Origin of the sequence: Plantibacter sp. CFBP 8804 (assembly GCF_014841225.1) — a bacterium.
GTDB classification, from domain to species: Bacteria; Actinomycetota; Actinomycetes; order Actinomycetales; family Microbacteriaceae; genus Plantibacter; species Plantibacter auratus.
Window position 1 is genome coordinate 330,780 of the sequence record NZ_JACYTU010000001.1, and the last position, 20,552, is coordinate 351,331.

Annotated in this window: 15 protein-coding genes; 6 read left to right on the plus strand and 9 right to left on the minus strand. The window is 69.3% G+C overall.

Going from position 1 to position 20,552, the window contains the following annotated elements:
• Positions 1-4: 4 nt before the first annotated feature.
• The 3 genes from IFU11_RS01560 to IFU11_RS01570 all read right to left on the minus strand — a co-directional run bounded on the left by IFU11_RS01560 (position 5) and on the right by IFU11_RS01570 (position 3,753).
• Complete coding sequence (locus tag IFU11_RS01560) at positions 5-1,327, minus strand: RNA polymerase sigma factor (protein ID WP_079706303.1); 1,323 nt, start codon at positions 1,325-1,327, stop codon at positions 5-7.
• 185 nt (positions 1,328-1,512) lie between these two features.
• The gene (locus tag IFU11_RS01565; RefSeq protein WP_192017978.1) at positions 1,513-2,820 is read right to left on the minus strand and encodes an MFS transporter; all 1,308 of its coding nucleotides are present in this window, start codon (positions 2,818-2,820) and stop codon (positions 1,513-1,515) included.
• Between the two features lie 9 nt (positions 2,821-2,829).
• Positions 2,830-3,753: a proteasome assembly chaperone family protein gene (locus tag IFU11_RS01570; RefSeq protein ID WP_079705876.1), complete on the minus strand. Its 924-nt coding sequence runs from the start codon at positions 3,751-3,753 to the stop codon at positions 2,830-2,832.
• A 120-nt stretch (positions 3,754-3,873) separates the two neighbouring features.
• On the opposite strand from IFU11_RS01570, the gene IFU11_RS01575 reads away from it, so the two are divergent.
• The 3 genes from IFU11_RS01575 (at position 3,874) to IFU11_RS01585 (ending at position 8,343) form a co-directional block, all read left to right on the plus strand.
• Positions 3,874-5,376, plus strand: coding sequence for a leucyl aminopeptidase (locus IFU11_RS01575; protein ID WP_192017979.1), 1,503 nt, complete (start codon positions 3,874-3,876; stop codon positions 5,374-5,376).
• Positions 5,377-5,471: 95 nt separating this feature from the next.
• Positions 5,472-6,845 carry a dihydrolipoyl dehydrogenase gene (gene lpdA / locus IFU11_RS01580; RefSeq protein ID WP_064293772.1) on the plus strand — a complete coding sequence of 458 codons (1,374 nt, stop codon included), beginning with the start codon at positions 5,472-5,474 and terminating at the stop codon, positions 6,843-6,845.
• Between the two features lie 61 nt (positions 6,846-6,906).
• Positions 6,907-8,343: a 2-oxo acid dehydrogenase subunit E2 gene (locus tag IFU11_RS01585; protein ID WP_192017980.1), complete on the plus strand. Its 1,437-nt coding sequence runs from the start codon at positions 6,907-6,909 to the stop codon at positions 8,341-8,343.
• A gap of 28 nt (positions 8,344-8,371) precedes the next feature.
• Here the strand turns inward: IFU11_RS01585 and IFU11_RS01590 are convergent, their stop codons facing one another.
• Complete coding sequence (locus IFU11_RS01590; protein WP_192017981.1) at positions 8,372-9,889, minus strand: hypothetical protein; 1,518 nt, start codon at positions 9,887-9,889, stop codon at positions 8,372-8,374.
• A gap of 131 nt (positions 9,890-10,020) precedes the next feature.
• Here IFU11_RS01590 and IFU11_RS01595 point away from each other — a divergent pair, with 131 nt between their 5' ends.
• Positions 10,021-10,725 carry a DUF4191 domain-containing protein gene (locus IFU11_RS01595; RefSeq protein ID WP_071260054.1) on the plus strand — a complete coding sequence of 235 codons (705 nt, stop codon included), beginning with the start codon at positions 10,021-10,023 and terminating at the stop codon, positions 10,723-10,725.
• Positions 10,726-10,813: 88 nt separating this feature from the next.
• On the opposite strand, the gene IFU11_RS01600 is transcribed toward IFU11_RS01595, so the two are convergent.
• The gene (locus tag IFU11_RS01600; RefSeq protein WP_086473339.1) at positions 10,814-11,245 is read right to left on the minus strand and encodes an RDD family protein; all 432 of its coding nucleotides are present in this window, start codon (positions 11,243-11,245) and stop codon (positions 10,814-10,816) included.
• A gap of 139 nt (positions 11,246-11,384) precedes the next feature.
• Between IFU11_RS01600 and glnA the strand changes: the two genes are divergently transcribed.
• Entirely contained in the window at positions 11,385-12,809 is a 1,425-nt protein-coding gene (gene glnA, locus IFU11_RS01605; RefSeq protein WP_056005986.1) for a type I glutamate--ammonia ligase, read from the plus strand.
• A gap of 75 nt (positions 12,810-12,884) precedes the next feature.
• Here the strand turns inward: glnA and IFU11_RS01610 are convergent, their stop codons facing one another.
• From IFU11_RS01610 to IFU11_RS01625, 4 genes are all read right to left on the minus strand, one after another.
• Positions 12,885-15,878 (minus strand): bifunctional [glutamine synthetase] adenylyltransferase/[glutamine synthetase]-adenylyl-L-tyrosine phosphorylase, encoded by a 2,994-nt coding sequence (locus IFU11_RS01610; RefSeq protein ID WP_192017982.1) that lies wholly within the window; start codon positions 15,876-15,878, stop codon positions 12,885-12,887.
• A gap of 21 nt (positions 15,879-15,899) precedes the next feature.
• Entirely contained in the window at positions 15,900-17,255 is a 1,356-nt protein-coding gene (locus IFU11_RS01615; RefSeq protein WP_064293766.1) for a glutamine synthetase family protein, read from the minus strand.
• A 97-nt stretch (positions 17,256-17,352) separates the two neighbouring features.
• The gene (locus IFU11_RS01620) at positions 17,353-19,320 is read right to left on the minus strand and encodes a hypothetical protein (protein WP_192017983.1); all 1,968 of its coding nucleotides are present in this window, start codon (positions 19,318-19,320) and stop codon (positions 17,353-17,355) included.
• Between the two features lie 104 nt (positions 19,321-19,424).
• Positions 19,425-19,610, minus strand: a complete 186-nt coding sequence (locus IFU11_RS01625) for a hypothetical protein (protein WP_064293764.1) — start codon at positions 19,608-19,610, stop codon at positions 19,425-19,427.
• Between the two features lie 34 nt (positions 19,611-19,644).
• Here IFU11_RS01625 and map point away from each other — a divergent pair, with 34 nt between their 5' ends.
• A complete protein-coding gene (gene map, locus IFU11_RS01630) occupies positions 19,645-20,547 on the plus strand; it encodes a type I methionyl aminopeptidase (protein ID WP_192017984.1) in 903 nt (300 codons plus the stop codon).
• Positions 20,548-20,552: the final 5 nt, after the last annotated feature.

Here is a 20,552-nt window from a genome sequence, read left to right on the forward strand (position 1 = left end):
GCTCCTACTCGAGGTAGTCGCGGAGCGACTGGGATCGGCTCGGGTGACGCAGCTTCGCCATGGTCTTCGACTCGATCTGCCGGATGCGCTCACGGGTGACTCCGAAGGTGTCGCCGATCTGGTCGAGCGTCTTCGGCATGCCGTCGCCGAGGCCGAAGCGCATCCGGATGACGCCCGCTTCCCGCTCGGAGAGCGAGTCGAGGAGCGACTCCAGCTGCTTCTGCAGCATCGTGAAGCTGACGGCGTCGGCCGGCACGACCGCCTCGGTGTCCTCGATGAGGTCGCCGAACTCGCTGTCGCCGTCTTCGCCGAGGGGCGTGTGCAGCGAGATGGGCTCGCGGCCGTACTTCTGGACCTCGATGACCTTCTCAGGCGTCATGTCGAGTTCGCGGCTGAGCTCCTCGGGCGTGGGCTCGCGGCCCAGGTCCTGGAGCATCTGCCGCTGGACGCGGGCGAGCTTGTTGATGACCTCGACCATGTGCACCGGGATGCGGATGGTGCGCGCCTGATCGGCCATGGCGCGCGTGATGGCCTGACGGATCCACCAGGTCGCGTAGGTGGAGAACTTGAAGCCCTTGGTGTAGTCGAACTTCTCGACCGCACGGATGAGGCCCAGGTTGCCCTCCTGGATGAGGTCGAGGAACTGCATGCCGCGGCCCGTGTACCGCTTGGCGAGGCTCACGACGAGTCGGAGGTTCGCCCCGAGGAGGTGGCTCTTGGCACGGGCGCCGTCCTTCGCGACCCACTGGAGCTCACGGCCGACCCGCGAGCGCTTCTCGAGGTCGGAGAGCTGGGCGAGCTTGTCCTCGGCGAAGAGGCCCGCCTCGATGCGCATCGCGAGTTCGACCTCTTCGGCCGCGTTGAGGAGCGCGACCTTACCGATCTGCTTGAGGTAGTCCTTGACCGGGTCGGCGGTGGCGCCGGTGATCGCGGCCGAGTACACCGGGATCTCGTCGTCGTCGCTGTTGGAGAGCACGAGTGCGTCGGTGGGGAGGGTGATCTCCGGCACGGACTTGTCGTCCTCCTCCTCGACCGCCTCGGTGGCGTCGCCTGCGGGCGCGTCGACCACGGCGTCGTCGGCGACGACCTCGACGACGACGTCCTCGTCGTCCGTGCCCTCATCGGGCTCCGTGCTGGACTTCGTGCCCGCCTTGGCGCGGGTGGCCTTCTTGGGAGCAGCCTTCGCTCGGGTCGTGGTGGCCTTGGTGGTCCGAGCCTTCGCTGCGGGAGCCTCCGTGGCCTCGTCTGCTGGCGCTGCTTCGTCTGCGCGAGCCGTCTTGGTGGCCATAGCTGCACCTTCCTGTTCGGACCCGGCATGGACAGTCATCGCCGGATCGTCCGTGATTTCGGACATTACGAGGACCCATGTCAAGTCTTGGTGCAGTGCAACCCGAAAAGGGCCGCCGACATTCCGAGAGGTGAACGGGTCCGTGTTCCATTATAGCGCGCGGCGGAAGACCTCAGAGCCACAGGCCGTTTGTCAAGGGTGGGATCGGTGGACGAAGCGAACGCTCAGCGACGGCGACCGAGCCTGGCACGGACAGCGATCCACAGCGGACCGACGGCGATGCCCTCGTCCTCGGCGAAGCGTCTCCGCGTGCGGGACCGGGCGACGAGCAGCATCGCGACCCCGAATCCGACCACCAGGTACTGCACGGAGAAGGCGATCCGGAAGCTGTCCATGGAGTAGTCGGCACGGGATCCCCCGCTGACCGCGTCGATGATGAGACCGATGAGGAACATCATGACGAAGCTGGCGAGGAACCCTCCGACGTTCACGATGCCGTTCGCCCCGCCGAGCGCGCGGATGGGGTTGAAGGTGCGGGCGAAGTCGAACCCGATGAGTGAACCGGGGCCGCCGACTCCGACCACGACGAACAGGACGATCACGAGCCACATCGGTGGGACGCCCGGCCAGAGGAGGAGTGCGGCCCAGGCGACGCCCATGACCGTGACGATCCCGAGCACGAGGTTGCTCCGCCGGTAGGGGAACCGGGCGGTGAGCACCCCGAGGACGGGTCCGGCGATCATGCCCGAGACCACGATGACGATGAGCAACGATGCGGCGAGGGGCTGCGGGTAGCCGAGGGCGTAGACCATGAACGGGAAGCCCCAGAGGAGCGTGAGGACCGTACCGGAGGACTGGGTGACGAAGTGCGACCAGAACCCGAGACGCGTCCCTGGCCGACGCAGACTGATGACGACCTCGCGGACGACGTGGCCCCACGTCTCGGGGCGCGGCGCCTCGTCGGAACCGGACGGCCGGTCGCGGACGACGATCACCACCCCGACGAGCGCCAGGAGGACGAGTCCGGCCGCACTGAGGAACGCCGGCGACCAGCCGAAGGCGTGCAGGACGAAGGAGAACGGCACCGCCGAGAGGATCTGTCCGATCTGCCCGATGTTGCCGACCCATTGCGAGACGATCGGCACCCGACGGGTCGGGAACCAGGAGTTCACGAGCCGCAACACGGAAGTGAACACCGCGGCGTCGCCGAGGCCGACCAGCATCCGCCCGACGATCGCGCCGCCGAGTTCGGTCGTGAGACCCAGCCAGACCTGGCCCGCCATGACGACCGTCAGCCCAGCGATGATCAGAACGCGAGGTCCGAGGCGGTCGATGAGCACCCCGACCGGGACCTGCATCGCGGCGTACACGATCAGCTGTGCGACGGCGAGGGTCGACAGCGCTGCGGCGTCGATCTGGAACCGCTCGGTGGCGTCGACCGCCGCCACGCCGAGCGTGGACCGCTGCATGACGGTGATGAGGTAGGCGAACACCCCGACGCCGAACACCCACCAGACGCGTCGAGATCCCACCGATCCAGCTTAGGTGGTCGAGCGATCCTCGTCGCCGTGGCGCCGGCTGGCGAGGAACTTCTCGAGCTCCGCGGCGATCTCGTCGGCCGTCGGGAGCGCCCCGTCGATGTCGGTGAGCGGCGATTTCGGCGAGTTGTCGGCCATGTAGGCGTCGTACCGCTCCTCGAGCGTCGTGACCAGCTGGCCCAGCTCGTGGTTGGTCCCGACCTGCTCATCGATCTTGACGAGGAAGTCGCGGCTGTCCTCGCGGAGGCGGTCCGTGGGGAAGATGAGCCCGGTCGCCGCGCTGAGGCTCTCGATCGCCGTGATCGCCGCGGCCGGGAACTCCGTGTCGGCGAGGTAGTGCGGAACGAGGAGCACGAACGCCGCGATGCTGTCGCCGCGCTCGTAGAGGCGGTACTCGAGGAGGTGGAGGACGTTGGACGGCACCTGGGTGCGGGGGCGCCAGACCGAGAGCGACTCGATGAGGTCGAACCGGTTGCCGCTGACGGTGACGCCGATCGGCCTGGTGTGCGGGACCGGCATCGGGATGGCGTGCACCCACGTGGTGTCGCTGACCCGGAAGCGATCGACGAGCTCGAGCACGGCCGCGACGAAGCGGTCCCAGAGGAAGTCGGGCTCGAAACCGGTGAGCAGCAGGAATGGCGACCCGAGCTCGTCGTGGGCGAGCGACAGGGTCAGCCGAGGTGGCCGGTACTCCGTCAGGTGGTCCTGGTCGAACGAGATGATCGGCCGGCGGGCCCGGTAGTCGAGCAGGACGTCGGCGTCGAACTCGGCGATGACCGTCGTGTCGAGGACGTCGTCGAGGTAGGCGTTCAACTGCCCGACCGCGCCGCCGGCGTCGGAGAACCCGGTGAGCCCCGCGACGAGGTGGAGGCCGGCGGGGATGTCGATCTCCGGGTGCACCTCGTAGAGGTCGTCAGGCGTAGGCATGGTTCAACTCTAAACGGGGGTGTCGCAGCGCCCTTCCCCTCCGAGCGTCGGCGGTACCGCCGAGAGCGAACATCGGCGGCCCCGCCTCGGTCCGGAACGGCACGTGCCTACGATGGAGGCATGACGATCCCTGTGCTCTCCGTGTTGTCCGCTGCCGTCGAGGGAGTCGAGGCCGAGCTGCTCGTCCTCGCGGTGAGGAAGGGCGACGACGGACCGGAGCTCCTGGCGCCCGACGTCTACGCGCCGCTCGCGGATGAGCTGCGCGCCTCCGGTGTCACGGGGTCCGAAGACCAGGTGCGACGCCTCCCGGACCGGTTCGGTGCGGCCTCCGGTCTCGTGCTGGTCGGCCTCGGTCCGGATGCGGACGACGCGGCCTTCCGACGAGCCGCGGGTGCAGTGACCAGGACGATCGACGGCCAGGCCTCGATCGCGTTCGTGTTGACGGAGGAGACGGCCGCCGCCGCCGAAGCCGTTCTCGAGGGGGCGGCCATCGGCGCCTACCGTTACACCGCGTCGCGCGGTGTCGGATCCGCGCCGGCACCGACACCGCTCGGGCAGATCACCGTCGTCGTCCCGTCGACCGTGGACGCACCGGATGCCGGGCTCGCTGAGCACGCCACCGCGGTCGCCGAGGCCATCGCGCTCGTGAAGGACCTGGTCAACACGCCGCCGAACGAGCTCTACCCGGCGACCTTCGCCGACGCGGCCCGAGCAGCGATCGACGGCCTCGACGTCGAGGTCGAGGAATGGGACGAGGCCCGCTTGGCCGAGGACGGCTTCGGCGGCATCCTCGGTGTTGGGCAGGGTTCCTCTCGGCCTCCGCGACTCGTCAAGCTGAGCTACCACCCGGAGGCCGCCAAGAGCCACCTGGCCCTCGTCGGGAAGGGCATCACCTTCGACAGCGGCGGGCTCTCCCTGAAGCCGCCGGTCTCGATGGTCGGCATGAAGTACGACATGACCGGCGCGGCGACCGTGCTCGCCGTCCTGGCCGCGGCCGCGCGTCTCGGGGTGCCCACCAGGCTGACCGCATGGCTCTGCCTCGCCGAGAACCTCCCGTCGGGCACGGCGATCCGGCCGAACGACGTCCTCACCATCCGGGGCGGACGCACGGTCGAGGTCACCAACACCGACGCCGAGGGCCGGCTGGTCCTCGCCGACGGACTCGTCGCTGCAGGCGAGGAGGGCCCGGACGCCATCATCGACGTGGCGACCCTCACGGGAGCGGCCGTGGTCGCGCTCGGCAACCGCTACACGGGCGTCATGGGCGACGCGTCGTTCGTCACCGACCTCATCGCGACCGGTTCCGGTGCGGACGAACTGTTCTGGCCGATGCCGTTCCCCGCGGAGCTACGCAAGGTCCTCGACTCCGACGTCGCCGACCTCGCCAACGCGAAGCCCGGGACCACCGCGGGCGGCATGCTCGTCGCAGGCACGTTCCTGCAGGAGTTCATCGCCGACCGCACCGACGAGGAGGGCGTCACCACCCGCATCCCGTGGGCCCACCTGGACATCGCCGGGAGCGCGATGAACGGCGACGCCCCCTACGGCTTCACCGCCAAGGGCCCGACCGGCGTCGCAGTCCGTACCCTCCTCGCAATGGCCGAGGAGATTAGCCACCCGTAGTAAGGTCGGTGGGGGCGGTTCGACCCGCCTCGACGCCGCCGAACACACCACGACGGTTTCCGATCGACCACGAAGCACACACAAGGAGCAACGGAGTGTCCGAGCAGAATTTTGACCTGGTAGTCCTGGGAGGCGGAAGCGGCGGATACGCTGCGGCGTTGCGCGCTTCGCAGCTCGGCCTCACCGTCGGCATGATCGAGAAGGACAAGGTCGGCGGCACCTGCCTCCACCGCGGTTGCATCCCGACGAAGGCGCTGCTGCACTCCGCCGAGGTCGCGGACGCATCGCGCGAGTCGGAGAAGTACGGCGTCAAGTCCACCTTCGAAGGCATCGACATCGAGGGCGTCACGAAGTACCGCGAGGGCATCGTCGCGAAGAAGTACAAGGGACTCCAGGGCCTCGTGAAGGCCCGCGGCATCACCACCATCGAGGGTGAGGGCCGTCTGGTCTCCCCGACGAGCGTGCAGGTCGGCGACGACCTCATCACCGGCAAGAACGTGATCCTCGCGACGGGCTCCTACAGCCGCTCGCTCCCCGGTCTCGAGATCGGTGGCCGCGTCATCACGAGCGAGCAGGCGCTGCAGCTCGACTTCGTGCCGAAGAAGGTCGCCGTCCTCGGCGGCGGTGTGATCGGCGTCGAGTTCGCGAGCGTCTGGAAGTCGTTCGGGACCGAGGTCACGATCATCGAGGCACTCCCCCACCTCGTCCCCAACGAGGACGAGTCGATCAGCAAGGCCCTCGAGCGCGCGTTCCGCAAGCGCGGCATCGAGTACTCGCTCGGCGTGCGGTTCCAGGGCGTCACCCAGGACGACTCGGGCGTGCACATCACGCTCGAGGACGGCAAGACGATCGACGCCGAGCTGCTGCTCGTCGCCGTCGGCCGTGGCCCGTCGACCGCCGGACTCGGCTTCGAGGAGGTCGGTGTCACCATCGACCGCGGCTTCGTCATCACCAACGACCGTCTCGAGACGAACATCCCCGGCCTCTACGCCGTCGGCGACATCGTCCCCGGCCTGCAGCTCGCGCACCGCGGCTTCCAACAGGGCATCTTCGTGGCCGAGGAGATCGCCGGTCTCAAGCCGGTCATCATCGAGGACGTCAACATCCCGAAGGTCACCTACAGCGACCCCGAGATCGCGTCCGTCGGTCTCAGCGAGGCCAAGGCGGCCGAGCAGTACGGCGCCGACAACATCACGAGCTACGACTTCAACCTCGCCGGCAACGGCAAGAGCGAGATCATCGGCACGAGCGGCAACGTCAAGGTCATCCGCGTCAACGACGGCCCCGTCATCGGTGTGCACATGATCGGCGCCCGCGTCGGTGAGCTCATCGCCGAAGGCCAGCTCGCCGTCAACTGGGAGGCCTACCCCGAGGACATCGCGCCGCTGATCCACGCGCACCCCACGCAGAACGAGGCGCTCGGCGAAGCATTCCTCGCGCTCGCAGGCAAGCCCCTGCACGCGCTGTGACGCATTCCGAACACCCCAATAAGCTAGTGAACACACAACAGGTTTCAAAGGAGACAAGGTCATGAGCGAATCCGTCAGCCTCCCGGCACTCGGCGAGAGTGTCACCGAGGGTACGGTCACCCGCTGGCTGAAGAATGTCGGCGACACCGTGGAGGTCGACGAGCCACTGCTCGAAGTGTCGACCGACAAGGTCGACACCGAGATCCCTTCGCCCGTCGCGGGTGTCATCGAAGCGATCCTCGTCCAGGAGGACGAGACCGTCGAGGTCGGCACCGCTCTCGTGACCATCGGTGATGGTTCGGGTGCGGCTGCGGCCGAGGAGCCCGCGCCCGCCGCGGAACCGGCTGCTGCCGAGCCCGCTCCGGCTGAGCCCGCTCCCGCGGCCGAGCCCGAGCCGGCACCTGCTGCCGCGCCGGCTCCCGCTGCTGCTCCGGCTCCCGCCGCTGCGCCTGCTGCTGCACCGGCACCTGCCGCTGCACCGGCACCGGCTCCTGCTGCTGCTCCGGCTCCTGCTGCTGCTCCGGCTCCCGCCGCTGCGCCTGCTGCTGCTCCGGCACCTGCTGCTGCTCCGGCCGCCGCTTCGACGCCTGCCGCCGGCGGGGTCGTCAACTCCGGTTACGTCACGCCGCTGGTGCGTCGTCTCGCCAACCAGCACGGCGTCGACCTCAGCACGGTCACCGGCACCGGTGTCGGCGGACGTATCCGCAAGGAAGACGTCCTGCAGGCTCAGAGCGCCGGTGGCGCCACGGAGTCGCCCGCTGCTCCGACCGTCCAGGTCTCCGAGCTGCGTGGCACGAGCAAGGCCATGTCGCGTCTGCGCAAGGTCGTCGCTGAGCGCGCCGTCGCTTCGATGCAGGGCACCGCCCAGCTGACGAGCGTCGTCGAGGTCGACGTCACGAAGGTCGCGGCACTCCGCACGGCCGTCAAGGACGAGTTCCTCGCCAAGACCGGCAACAAGCTGTCGTTCCTGCCGTTCTTCGCCCTTGCCGCCAGCGAGGCGCTCCAGACGTACCCGATCATCAACGCCACCGTCGATGGCGACCAGATCGTGTACCCGGAGACGGAGAACCTCGCGATCGCCGTGGACACCGAGCGTGGCCTGCTGACGCCGGTCATCCGCAACTCGGGCTCCAAGTCGATCGCCGAGCTCGGCGCCGAGATCGCCGATCTCGCGCAGCGCACTCGCGACAACAAGCTGCAGCCGGACGAGCTGTCGGGCGGCACGTTCACGCTGACCAACACCGGTTCGCGCGGCGCCCTGTTCGACACCCCGATCGTGTTCCTGCCGCAGTCGGCGATCCTCGGTACGGGCATCGTCACGAAGAAGCCGGTCGTCGTCACGGTCGACGGTGCAGACGCCATCGCGATCCGTTCGACGGTCTACCTCGCGCTGAGCTACGACCACCGCATCATCGACGGCGCGGACGCTGCACGCTTCCTCGTCCAGGTGAAGAACCGCCTCGAAGCAGGCGACTTCCGCGGCTCGCTCGGGATCTGATCCCGAACCGACCGCGACGTCCACCGCCTCATCCGGCGGTGAACACCTCCCGCAGACGCCAGCCCGTCTCGCCCCTCACCACGAGGAGCGTGACGGGCTGTCGTCGTCCTGCGGCGGCCTCGTCCGTCTCGGTCGGCTCGGCCGTGCCGCGGAGGACCGCCGCGTCGCCCTGACGGTCGACGAGCTCCAGACTCGCCGCATCGATCGATCCGATCCCGACACCGAGGTGCTCGTCGTCGTCGAACGGGGACCCTCGTTCGACGGAGTCCCAGACGCACCGCTCCTCCCCCGTCGTGCGGCACTGATCCCGTCGGCGGACGAGCTCGCGGGCCGCGGCCGCCGGATCGTCACCGGTGACCACGTCGACCGCGTCGGCTTCATCCGCCGGTGACGTCGGCGTCTCCACCGGCGGCGCAGTACCCGTGACCGGTTCGGGCGCCGGGCCGACCGAACCGGCCGGCGTCGGCGCGATCGCGGTGCTCGGGTCTTCGGGCGGCAGGAACACCATCGCAGCCGACACCAGTGCCGCTGCCGCGCCCGCCGCTCCGATCACGAGTCGACGACGTCTCGGGCTGGAGTCGACGGACGGCGACGAGTGGGCGGCGGCCGCGATCCGAGTGCCTCGACCGGGTCGCCAGGCCAGACGACGTCGCAGCGACGTTGCGGGATGTCGTGTCCGACGCCTCGCCTCGACCGCCGCCCGTCGGGTCGGTGGGGGCGGAGTGGTCCGCTGTGCGCGATCGGCGGAAGCACGGATGGCATCGGCAGGTGATGTGGACGGCGGGTCGGCGCGGTCGAGCAGGACCGGGAGCGGTCGTGCCAGGGCGTGGATCCGCTGTTGCAGTCGGTTGGCGATCTCGTGGTCGGCGAGCTCAGGCACGACATCGGCCCAGGCCGCGGTCGAGGGGACCTCATCGGGGTCGGTCGCCTGCAGGACACCGTCCATGAGCCCCGCGAACGCCGTCCAATCGGCAGCGAACGCCGGAGCGGTACGACCGAGCCCGCCATCGATGGTCTGGTGGTCCACGGGAGTTGCGCCCGACCAGCCGGTGAGGACCGGTCGGCCATCGTCGGCGAAGCGCACGGCCGATGCGGTGATCGACCCGTGGCTGACGCCCGAGAGGTGCGCCGCGCGGATGGCGTCGACCAGTGGTGCCAGGATCGTGACCGCCTCACCGGGAGCGATCGACTCCCGGCGGCGCAGCAGCTCTCCCAACGTGCCGCCGGCGAGCCGCTCGATCAGCAGGCACGGGAGGCCGTTCGGGTCCTCGGCGACGTCGACGAGTCTCACGATGTGCGGGTGGTCGAGTCGGGACAGGACGGCCGCGCGACGCCAGAGGTCGCGTTCGGCGGCGTCCGCCCTCGCTCGGAGCAGCACGGCGTCGCCCACCGGGGCGGCCTGGTCGGTACGCCGGCCGTGCGCGGGTCCGGCGTGGGCGAGCACCGTCGAGTAGGCCGTCCACTGCCGGCCCTCACCCAGGCGCCGGACGAGACGACGGCCGGCCACTCGGGTTGCGTTCGTGGACGGGTCTGGCAGTGTTTCCATAGCTCGATCCTCCGACGCGGAGCCCCGTCCGACGGCGTCCACGCACGCGGCTGTGGACAAGGTCCCCGCGCCGCCGGCCTGTGGAGGAGAACGCAGCATCAGGACCCTCCGTCACCGGCTATCCTGGGAGCATGGCTCAGAAGGACGCGCCCCCGGCGGCGCAGAAGGAACCAGGGCGGATCAAGCAGCTCTGGCAGGTGTTCCAGCTCACCCGTCGCCACGACAAGGCGGCGCAGTGGTTGATGCTCGGCGGCTTCATCCTGCCGGTGCTCATCGGTGTCGCGGTCGCGCTGCTGTTCTCGGCGGGCAACATCTTCGCGCTCGTCATGTGGATCATCGCGGGAGTGCTCGCCGGTATCCTCGCGGCCCTGTTCATCCTCACCCGGCGCGCGGACAAGGTCGTCTACACGCAGATCGAGGGTCGGCCGGGCGCGGTGGGCCAGGTGCTCCGTGCTGCTCCGCGCTCGTGGCAGACCAGCGAGATGCCCGTCGCCGTGAACCCGAAGACCCAGGACGCGATCTACCGCGCCGTGGGCCGTGGTGGCGTCGCACTGATCGCCGAAGGACCCCGATCGCGGACCTCACGCCTGCTCGAGGACGAGAAGCGTAAGGTCACCCGTATCCTCCCGAACGTGCCGATCACGGTCTTCCACGTCGGCCCCGACGCCGACTCCGTGCAGCTCCGTCAGCTCTCCGGCGCCCTCCGGAAGGTCAAGAAGTCCTTGACGAACCCCGAGGTGCTCGCGGTCAGCAACCGTCTGTCCTCGTTCGGTACGCAGCTCCCCATCCCGAAGGGCGTCGACCCGATGCGGGTCCGCCCGCAGCGCGCGCGCTGACCCACCGACACCGCTCGGAACACCTCGCGGTACGGAAACAACGGCCGCCCTCTTGATGGAGGGCGGCCGTTCGCGTTTCAGGCTGCGTTCAGCGCACCCGCAGGAGCACCGTGCCGGCGACCTTGTCGTGGAAGCCGCGCTGGTCCGAATCCCAGACGAGCGCCGGGACGAGCACGCAGAGGAGCACGGTACGCACGGCCGGCCGCCAGAGTCCGACCCAACCGCCGGTCAGCGGCATGAGTCGCATGCCGCACAGGCGATGACCGAGACTGCCGCCGATGGTCGGGATGAACACGAACTGCATGATGGCGAAGATCACGAGCGTCGCGGTGGCGTCGTAGGCGAAGAACGCGACGGAGAGGACGACCGCCATGGCCCAGTCGATGACGAGCGCGGTGATGCGCCGACCGACCCGCGCGACCGATCGGACGCCGCTCTCCGGGAGTCCGAGGCGTTCACCGGGGAAGGCGCTGGGAGGAAGCTCTCCGAAGGTCCGTGGATTCTGCGGGGTGTGGGGCACTGTGCCATTCTATTCGGGCGGGGATTCTCGTAACATCCACGAAACATGGGTGTCATGGCGGGGTAACCCCCTCCCCGTAGTCTCACAGATGGCTGCGCTGTGCAGCCTCCCTGTACCAACCCCATTTGGAGCCATTCACATGTTCAGTGATTCTTCCGAAGTGCTCAAGTTCATCAAGGACACCGATGTCAAGTTCCTCGACATCCGCTTCACGGACCTTCCCGGCGTGCAGCAGCACTTCAACATCCCGGCCAGCACCGTCGACGAGGAGTTCTTCACCGTCGGCCAGCTCTTCGATGGTTCGTCCATCCGTGGCTTCGCCAACATCCACGAGTCGGACATGCAGCTCATCCCGGATGTCTCCACCGCTTACATCGACGCCTTCCGTGCCGAGCGCACGCTCATCATGGTGTTCGACATCTACAACCCCCGCAACGGCGAGATCTACTCCAAGGACCCGCGTCAGGTCGCCAAGAAGGCTGAGAAGTACCTCGCCTCGACCGGCATCGCCGACACCGCGTTCTTCGCCCCCGAGGCAGAGTTCTACATCTTCGACGACGTCCGGTACGAGGTGAACCAGCACTCGAGCTTCTACTCGGTGGACTCCGAAGAGGGAGCCTGGAACACCGGCCGCGCCGAAGAGGGCGGCAACCTCGGCAACAAGACGCCGTACAAGGGTGGCTACTTCCCCGTCAGCCCCGTCGACAAGCAGGCCGACCTCCGCGACGACATCAGCCTCAAGCTGATCGACGCCGGCCTCATCCTCGAGCGCGCGCACCACGAGGTGGGCACCGGCGGCCAGGCCGAGATCAACTACCGCTTCGACACCATGGTCGCCGCGGCTGACGACATCCTCAAGTTCAAGTACATCGTGAAGAACACGGCCGAGCTGTGGGGCAAGACCGCGACCTTCATGCCGAAGCCGCTCTTCGGCGACAACGGCTCGGGCATGCACACGCACCAGTCGCTGTGGAGCGACGGCAAGCCGCTCTTCTACGACGAGAACGGCTACGGCGGTCTCTCCGACCTCGCCCGCTGGTACATCGGTGGTCTGCTGAAGCACGCCCCCGCCGTCCTGGCGTTCACGAACCCGACGGTGAACTCGTACCACCGTCTGGTCCCCGGCTTCGAGGCTCCCGTCAACCTGGTCTACTCGGCCGGTAACCGCTCGGCGTCGATCCGTATCCCGATCACGGGCACGAACCCGAAGGCCAAGCGCATCGAGTTCCGCGCGCCCGACGCCTCCGGCAACCCGTACCTCGCGTTCGCCGCTCAGCTGATGGCCGGCCTCGACGGCATCAAGAACCGCATCGAGCCGCACGAGCCCGTCGACAAGGACCTCTACGAGCTTCCCCCCGAGGAGGCCAAGAACATCCCGCAGGTGCCCGCATCGCTCGGCGCTGCCCTCGAGGCGCTCGAGGCGGACCACGAGTTCCTCCTCGCCGGCAACGTCTTCACGCCGGAGCTCATCGAGACCTGGATCCAGTACAAGCGCGAGAACGAGATCAAGCCGCTGGCCCAGCGCCCGCACCCGTTCGAGTTCGAGCTGTACTACGGCGTCTGACGACACCTGCTGTACCGCGAACCGCCCGTCATCCTCTCGGATGGCGGGCGGTTCCGTGTCGTCGAGGCGATCGGCTCAGATGCCGTAGAAGCCGTGCTCGAAGACCGTCCGGGCGCGCCGGGTGGCCGCGAGGTAGTCCTGTTCCAGGAGACTCGCCGATCCGGTCGGGTACTCCAGGAGTCGCGCCACGCCTTCGAGCTGTTGTCGATCGCTCGGCAGCACGTCTTGCGTCTTGTTCAACCACAGCGTCATGGCCGAGCGGATCCGCGACGCGAGGATCCAGGCCTCACGGAGTCGTTCGGCGGACTCCCGATCGACGAGATCCGCCTCCACCGCCGCGTCGAGCGCTCGGAGCGTCGAGGTGGTGCGCAACGACGGTACCGCCGCGCCGTGCTCGAGCTGGAGGAGCTGCACGAACCACTCGACGTCGCTGAGCGAGCCGCGCCCGAGCTTCAGGTGTCTCGTCGGGTCGGCGCCCTGCGGCAGCCGCTCGTTCTCGACGCGTGCCTTGATCCGTTTGACCTCGCGGACGGACTGCTCGCTGATCGCGGCGGGGTAGCGGACCGTGTCCGCCACCTCGGTGAACGCCTCGATGAGCTCGGTGTCGCCGACGACTCCGGCGGCGCGGAGCAGCGCCTGCGCCTCCCAGGTGAGGGACCAGCGCGCGTAGTAGTTGCGGTAGGAGTCGAGGGAGCGCACGAGCGGACCGTTCTTCCCCTCGGGACGGAGGTCGAGGTCGAGGTCGAGCGGGAGCCGGGCGTCCTCGCTCAGACGCTTGAGTTCTGCGGCGATCGCTCCGGCCTGGCGCTGTGCATTCTGGGTGTCGACCCCTTCCTTCGGCCGGAACACGTAGAGGACGTCGAGGTCCGAACCGAGTCCGAGCTCAGCGCCGCCGTAGCGGCCCATGGCGATGACGGCGAACTCGATGTCCGCGCCGAGGCCGCCGATGCGTCTGACGGCGCCGAGGAGCCCTGCGAGCGTCGCCGTCGACACGTCCGTCAGTCCGGCGGCGAGGCCCTGCACGTCCAGCATGCCGACGGTCGACGACATCGCCAGCCGGAGGACTTCGCGTCGCCGTACCGCGCGGATGGCGGCGGCTGCGGTGTCCGGTGAGTCGTGTCGTCTGAGGATGGCGGCGATCTCCTCGCCGAGCGCGGTCGACGATCGCGGGAGGAGGTCCTCGTCTCCGGCGAGCCAAGCGGCCGACTCGGGGATGCGGTCCATGAGCTCGCCGATGAACCGGGACCCCGAGAGGACCCGCGTGAGCCGCTCGGCCGCGCCTGAGGAGTCGCGGAGCATCCGCAGGAACCAGTGCGACTCGCCGAGGGACTCGCTGAGCCGACGGAACGCGAGCAATCCGTAGTCGGGATCGGCGCCGTCCGCGAACCAGCCGAGCATGACGGGGAGCAGATGCCGCTGGATGTTGGCGCGCCGCGACACGCCGGCGGTGAGCGCCCCGATGTGGGCGAGCGCGCCGCGCGGGTCGACGAAGCCGATCGCCGCGAGTCGCGCCTCCGCCTGACCGCTCGTCAGACTCAGACCGCTCTCGGGCAAGGCCGCGACCGCCGAGAGCAGCGGCCGGTAGAACAACCGCTCGTGCAGCTGCCGGACACCGTGCTTCGTGCTCTCCCATCGCGTGACGAGGGCCTGAGCGGTCGTCGCGAGCGTGCTCGATCGGGCCAGGGATCGGAGGGACGGCTCGTCGCGCGGCATCATGTGCGTGCGCTGCAGGCGCGTCAGCTGCAGGCGGTGTTCGAGCACGCGCAGCAGGCGGTAGTCGTGCGCGAACTCCTGCGCCTCGGCGCGACCGATGTACCCGGCGGTCGCGAGGCCGTCGAGGGCGGCGAGGGTGCCGCGTTGATGCACGGAGTCGTCGAGCTGTCCGTGGACGAGCTGCAGCAGTTGGACCGTGAACTCGATGTCGCGGAGCCCGCCCGGGCCGAGCTTGAGTTGGTAGTGGACGTCCTCCGCCGGGATGTGTTCGGTGACCCGTTCGCGCATGCGCTGGACCGATTCGACGAAGCCCTCTCGGGACGCACTCCCCCACACCTTCGGCTGCACCGCCTCGATGTAGCGGGCACCGAGCTCGGGATCGCCGGCGAGAGCCCGTGCCTTGAGGAGCGCCTGGAACTCCCAGCTCTTCGCCCAGCGGTCGTAGTACACGAGATGCGACTCGAGCGTGCGGACGAGGGCGCCGGCCTTCCCCTCCGGGCGGAGGTTCGGATCGACCTCCCACAGGCTCGGCTCGAGACCAGCCTGTCCGAGACCGCGCATGGTGAGGACCGCGAGCCGGGTGGCGATCTCGACGGCACGCCCGTTGTCGAGCCCGTCCTCGCCGTCGCCCGAACCCTCTCCGACGAAGATGACGTCGACGTCGGAGACGTAGTTCAGCTCCCGTGCGCCCGCCTTGCCCATGCCGATGATGGCGAAGCGGGTGGCTGCGACCTCTTCGCGCGGGTACACGCCGGGAGCCCTCGGGCCGCTCGTCTGCGTGCGTGCGACGGCGATGGAGGCCTCCAACGCACCTGCTGCCAGGTCGGAGAGGGCACTGGCGACCCGGTCGAGCACGACGATCGGATCCGGGGCGCAGAGGTCGAAGAGCGCGACCTCGGCGAGCAGTCGTCGGTAGACCACGCGGATCGCGTCCCAGGCCGGCTCCTCGACGATCGCGGCGAAGCCGTCCTCGGCACCGACGCTCGCGAGCAGTTCGTCACGCGCCTCCTGCAGCGTCGGGACCCGGGTGACCGGCAATTCGAACACCGACAGCTGGTCGGGGTGGCGGAGGAAGAAGTCGATGAACCCCTGGGAGGCGCCGAACAGTCGGAACAGCCGCTCGGCCGAGGCCTGGTCCGCCAGGAGGGCTGACAGTTCGGCGGGAGACTTCCGACCGACCATCAGCACGCCGACCAGCGCGGCGTCGGGGTCGGCCGCGACGGCGAAGGACGGCGACAGCGACGCCGGGTCGAGGCGGACGAGCTCGGCGAGCTCGTCCAGCCGGTCCCGGGCCTCACCCAGACCGGTGAACCCGAGTCGGGCGAGCGTGCTCAGGGAGATGTTCTCGCGGACCATGCGACCGACCGGACCCCTCGTCTAGAGCATCTCCAGGTTGCTGGACAACTCGAAGGGGGTCACCTGGGCCCGGTACTCGTGCCATTCCTGTCGCTTGTTCAGCAGGACGTAGTTGAACACCTGCTCCCCGAGCGTCTCCGCGACGAGCTCGGAACCCTCCATGAGGCTGACGGCGCGATCGAGGCTGGCGGGCAGCGCGTTGTAGCCCAGCGCCCGACGTTCGGTGTCGGAGAGCGTCCAGACGTTGTCCTCGGCCTCCGGCGGGAGCTCGTAGCCCTCCTCGATGCCCTTCAGCCCAGCGGCGAGCATGAGCGAGAAGGCGAGGTACGGGTTGGCGGCGGAGTCGATGGCGCGGTACTCGACCCGAGCGCTCTGCCCCTTGTTGGGCTTGTAGAGCGGCACGCGCACGAGTGCCGAGCGGTTGTTGTGGCCCCAGCAGACGAAGCTCGGGGCCTCGGACAGCTTGTTCGGTCCGACGCCACCCCAGAGTCGCTTGTAGGAGTTCACGAACTGGTTCGTCACCGCGGTGATCTCCGGAGCGTGCGTCAGGAGTCCGGCGATGAACTGCCGGCCCGTCTTCGACAGCTGGTACTGCGCACCCGCCTCGTAGAAGGCGTTCGAGTCACCCTCGAACAACGACATGTGCGTGTGCATGCCGCTGCCGGGCTGGTGGACGAGCGGCTTCGGCATGAACGTCGCGTAGACGCCCTGCTCGATCGCCACCTCCTTCACGACGGTGCGGAAGGTCATGATGTTGTCGGCCGTCGTCAGGGCGTCGGCGTACCGCAGGTCGATCTCGTTCTGGCCGGGGCCCGCTTCGTGGTGGCTGAACTCGACGGAGATCCCGAGGTCTTCGAGCATCCGGACGGAACGTCGACGGAAGTCGTGAGCGGTGCCACCGGGGACGTTGTCGAAGTAGCCCGCCGAGTCGACCGGCTCCGGTCCGTCGACGCCGTACTGCGAGGACTTCAGCAGGTAGAACTCGATCTCGGGGTGCGTGTAGAACGTGAACCCCATGTCGGCGGCCTTCGCCAGGGTGCGCTTCAAGACGTTCCGCGGGTCGGCGACGGCGGGCTGGCCGTCGGGCGTCGTGATGTCGCAGAACATGCGCGCCGTCGGGTCGATCTCGCCGCGCCACGGCAGGATCTGGAAGGTCGTCGGATCGGGGTGGGCCAGGAGGTCCGACTCGTAGGAGCGGCTGAGCCCCTCGATCGCCGATCCGTCGAAACCGAGGCCCTCGGAGAACGCGCCTTCCACTTCGGCCGGGGCGATCGCGACGGACTTGAGGGTCCCGACGACATCGGTGAACCACAGCCGGACGAACTTGACGCCCCGCTCCTCGATCGTGCGGAGAACGAAGTCGCGCTGCTTATCCATCTGCCCCTCTTCCTTCGGCCGGCGGCCCGTGTCTAGGCTACTGGCTCCGTCCCCGTTCCCGCTCATCAGCGCGCGGCGGGCGTGGGCGATCCACGGCTCACCACCAGGCGAGGACGAACAGTGCGGTCCAGCCGGCCGTCGCCGCCCACAGCAGTGAGATTGCGGCGATCCGCAGCCGCGATCCGCGGTGGGCCCCTTGCCAGACGGGCACCAACCCGAGGCAACTCACGAGGAGGGCGATGGAGAGCCACGGCAAGGCGGCGGGCACCCCGACGAGCGCGATCGCCGGACTCGAGGCAGCCGCACGGACGAGCACGACGGCTCCGCCGATCGCCCACGTCGCTCCGAACACCGGAGCGATCCCCAGCAGGAGACCGTCCTGGACCGGCTGGCGCCGAAGCGCCTGGGTGATCAGCCGGTAGCCCCACGCCACGGACCATCCGATGGCCAGGAGCCCGAACAGGATGGGCAGCACCAGCAGCAACCACCTGCCACCGGCGTCCGACGAGGTCTGCTGGGCCCACCGTGGGCTCGCCGCGACATCGGCTCGATCGACGACGGTGACGGCCGCGTCGTCGGTGTCGCAGAGTGCCGCCCGATAGCTCGCCGGATCGCTGAGCCACGCACGCATCGCGACCCGTGCGCACGCACTGCTGACCGATGGGACGGCTCCCGACCCGGGGAAGACCGCCACGAGGGCGTTCGCCGTGCCATCGGCGACGGGGACGGCGAGGGCGGCGGCCTGTTCCGGGGCGCCGAGCACGAGGACCGACGTCCCGATCGCTCCCGGCGGCGGCGTCGCACTCACGGCGAACGAGGAGCAGGCAGCGGCCGCGACGTCCTCCAGCAGCGTCGGCGTGGTGACCTCCGCGTCCGAGCGTTCGATCGCCCCAGGCCAGCCGGTCGTCGAACACCCGAGCACGCGGTCGAGGATGCCACCGGAGTCGGCCAGCTGGGCGGTCGCATCGTTCGCCACGGGATCCAGCACCGTGCTGTCGCCGTCCGCGACCGAGCTCAGGAGCACCGGGAGTGCCGCCTGGGCGGTGGGTTCGGACAACGCGTGTGAGGCGATCGCCAAGAGCGCGTCGCCACCGAGGGTGATCGGGCGCGGTCCGGAGGTGCGGTGCGGTTCGGCGATGAGCTCATCGGTGGCGGCGGTGAGGATCCCGGCCGAACGTGCGACCTCGGTCGGCGCGGTGTCCGGGGTCGCGGACGCCGGTTGCTCAGCGGCGGCGGCCTGTGGTGCCGCCGGCGGGGACGGAACGGGACCCTGCGGCTCCTCGCCGCGCGCACGGACGACGGCCAGGGCGGCCGCCACACCGCCCGCGGAGACGATCCCGGGTGCACCCAGGTCGGGGCCGTCGAGGACGACACCGTCGACACCACCCGGATCGACGTCGGACGCCGCGAGGGCCACGCCGGCCGACGAGCCCACGGCCAGGATGGTCCACCGGTCGTAACCGAGCTGCTGCCGGAGGTCACGGAGGTCGGCCGCCGCAGGCGCGACGCCGAAGTCGCTCGGCACGACGCCGCCCTCCTGCCAGGCCGCGGTGCAGGAGGCGAAGGCCGCGCCGACCGCGGCGACGCGGGTTGCACGGTCCCCATCAGCGCCGAGCGAGGCGCGGATGGCCGCGGTCGCCGGCGCACAGTCGAGCGACGGCGTGGCGTCGCGACCGCCCCGGCGTTCGACGAACACCACGTCGCGGTCGGAGGCCAGCCCGCCCTCGACCGCGAGCTGCTGGATGTCGAGCGTCGAGAGCGCCGACCCGCCGGCGAGGTAGACGACCGGCGGTCGCCCGGTCTCGAGGGCGGCCGGTACGAGCACGTACGGCAGGGTCGCCTCCGGCGAGTCCGGCACCGCCCGCGACAGGGGCACCGTCAACACGCCGCAGCGGGAACCACCGGGGACCGGGGTGACGCACTCGGCTGCGCTGACCTCGGTGGCGACCACCGGCGCTGCGCCGGCCGGCGACGTCGGCATGAGGAGGAGTACGAGGCTGAGGGCCGCGACGGCACCTCGTCCGACGGCGATCGGTCGCCTCCGCGGACGGTCGATCCTGTGCATGTTCCCCCCGCTCGAGCTTCATCGCTCGGCCCATCCTGGCGGATCACACCACGCCTGCGGAAGAGGGCTTGCCCGCAATCCGCTCGTGCTGCGACCCGGGTGGCTCAGTCCTCGGCAGCCTCGTCGGCGTCCCACTTCGCGCTGTTGGCGCGCAGTCGCTCGAGTGCGTGCGAGGCCTCCGCAGCCGTCTCGAAGGGACCGACGCGGTCGACGACACTCGACTCGAAGCCGAACTCGACCTGACCGGTCTTCGTGTTGTACCAGTACTGCTCGGATGGTTCCTTCGCCACGGCGCGTCTCCCCTGCTCGGTTAGGCTTGATCCTATGCCTTTCGACACCGCAGGTCACCTGATCCCCGGTCGCGTCGGCCGCCCCCGATCGGTGCCGGAGACGATCGTCCGCCCCGAGTACGTCGGCCGCGCCGCACCGGCCACCGACACCCGGGGCGATCTGTACTCGGCGGAGGAGATCGAGCGCATCCGGGTCGCCGGGACCATCGCCGCCGATGCGATCCAGGCCGTCGGCGCGGCGGTCCGTCCCGGGGTGACCACTGACGAACTCGACGCCATCGGCCACGCGTTCGTCATCGGCAAGGGTGCCTATCCGTCGACGCTCGGGTACCGCGGTTACCCCAAGTCGATCTGCAGTTCGATCAACGAGGTCGTCTGCCACGGCATCCCCGACGACACCGCTCTGCGCGAAGGTGATCTCGTCAACATCGACATCACCGCCTACCTCGACGGGGTGCACGGCGACAGCAACGTGACCTTCCTCGTCGGCGACGTCGCCGACGACACACGTCTCCTCGTCGAGCGCACCCGCGAAGCCCTCAGCCGAGGGATCAAGGCCGTCGCGCCCGGTCGGCAGATCAACGTCATCGGTCGTGCGATCGAGTCCTACGCGAAGCGGTTCGGGTACGGCGTCGTCCGTGACTTCACGGGCCACGGCGTCGGCCGGTCCTTCCACTCGGGGTTGATCGTCCCCCACTACGACGCCGCGCCCCTCTACGACACGGTGATGGAGCCGGGCATGGTGTTCACGATCGAGCCGATGCTCACGATCGGCTCCCAGGACTGGGAGCAGTGGGACGACGACTGGACGGTCACGACCCGCGACCGGTCGTTGACCGCGCAGTTCGAGCACACGCTCGTCGTCACCGAACGCGGGGCCGAGGTCTTGACCCTTCCGAGCACGATCGACACCGCCGCACCGCCCGCGGCGCTCTAGGCTGG

Bases quoted from the DNA above. Each gene is read 5' to 3' on its own strand.
- IFU11_RS01560 (WP_079706303.1), bottom strand. From the start codon at position 1,327: ATGACTGTCCATGCCGGGTCCGAACAGGAAGGTGCAGCTATGGCCACC.
- IFU11_RS01570 (WP_079705876.1), bottom strand. From the start codon at position 3,753: ATGCCTACGCCTGACGACCTCTACGAGGTGCACCCGGAGATCGACATC.
- IFU11_RS01575 (WP_192017979.1), top strand. From the start codon at position 3,874: ATGACGATCCCTGTGCTCTCCGTGTTGTCCGCTGCCGTCGAGGGAGTC.
- IFU11_RS01585 (WP_192017980.1), top strand. From the start codon at position 6,907: ATGAGCGAATCCGTCAGCCTCCCGGCACTCGGCGAGAGTGTCACCGAG.
- IFU11_RS01590 (WP_192017981.1), bottom strand. From the start codon at position 9,889: ATGGAAACACTGCCAGACCCGTCCACGAACGCAACCCGAGTGGCCGGC.
- IFU11_RS01595 (WP_071260054.1), top strand. From the start codon at position 10,021: ATGGCTCAGAAGGACGCGCCCCCGGCGGCGCAGAAGGAACCAGGGCGG.
- glnA (WP_056005986.1), top strand. From the start codon at position 11,385: ATGTTCAGTGATTCTTCCGAAGTGCTCAAGTTCATCAAGGACACCGAT.
- IFU11_RS01610 (WP_192017982.1), bottom strand. From the start codon at position 15,878: ATGGTCCGCGAGAACATCTCCCTGAGCACGCTCGCCCGACTCGGGTTC.
- IFU11_RS01615 (WP_064293766.1), bottom strand. From the start codon at position 17,255: ATGGATAAGCAGCGCGACTTCGTTCTCCGCACGATCGAGGAGCGGGGC.
- IFU11_RS01620 (WP_192017983.1), bottom strand. From the start codon at position 19,320: ATGCACAGGATCGACCGTCCGCGGAGGCGACCGATCGCCGTCGGACGA.
- map (WP_192017984.1), top strand. From the start codon at position 19,645: ATGCCTTTCGACACCGCAGGTCACCTGATCCCCGGTCGCGTCGGCCGC.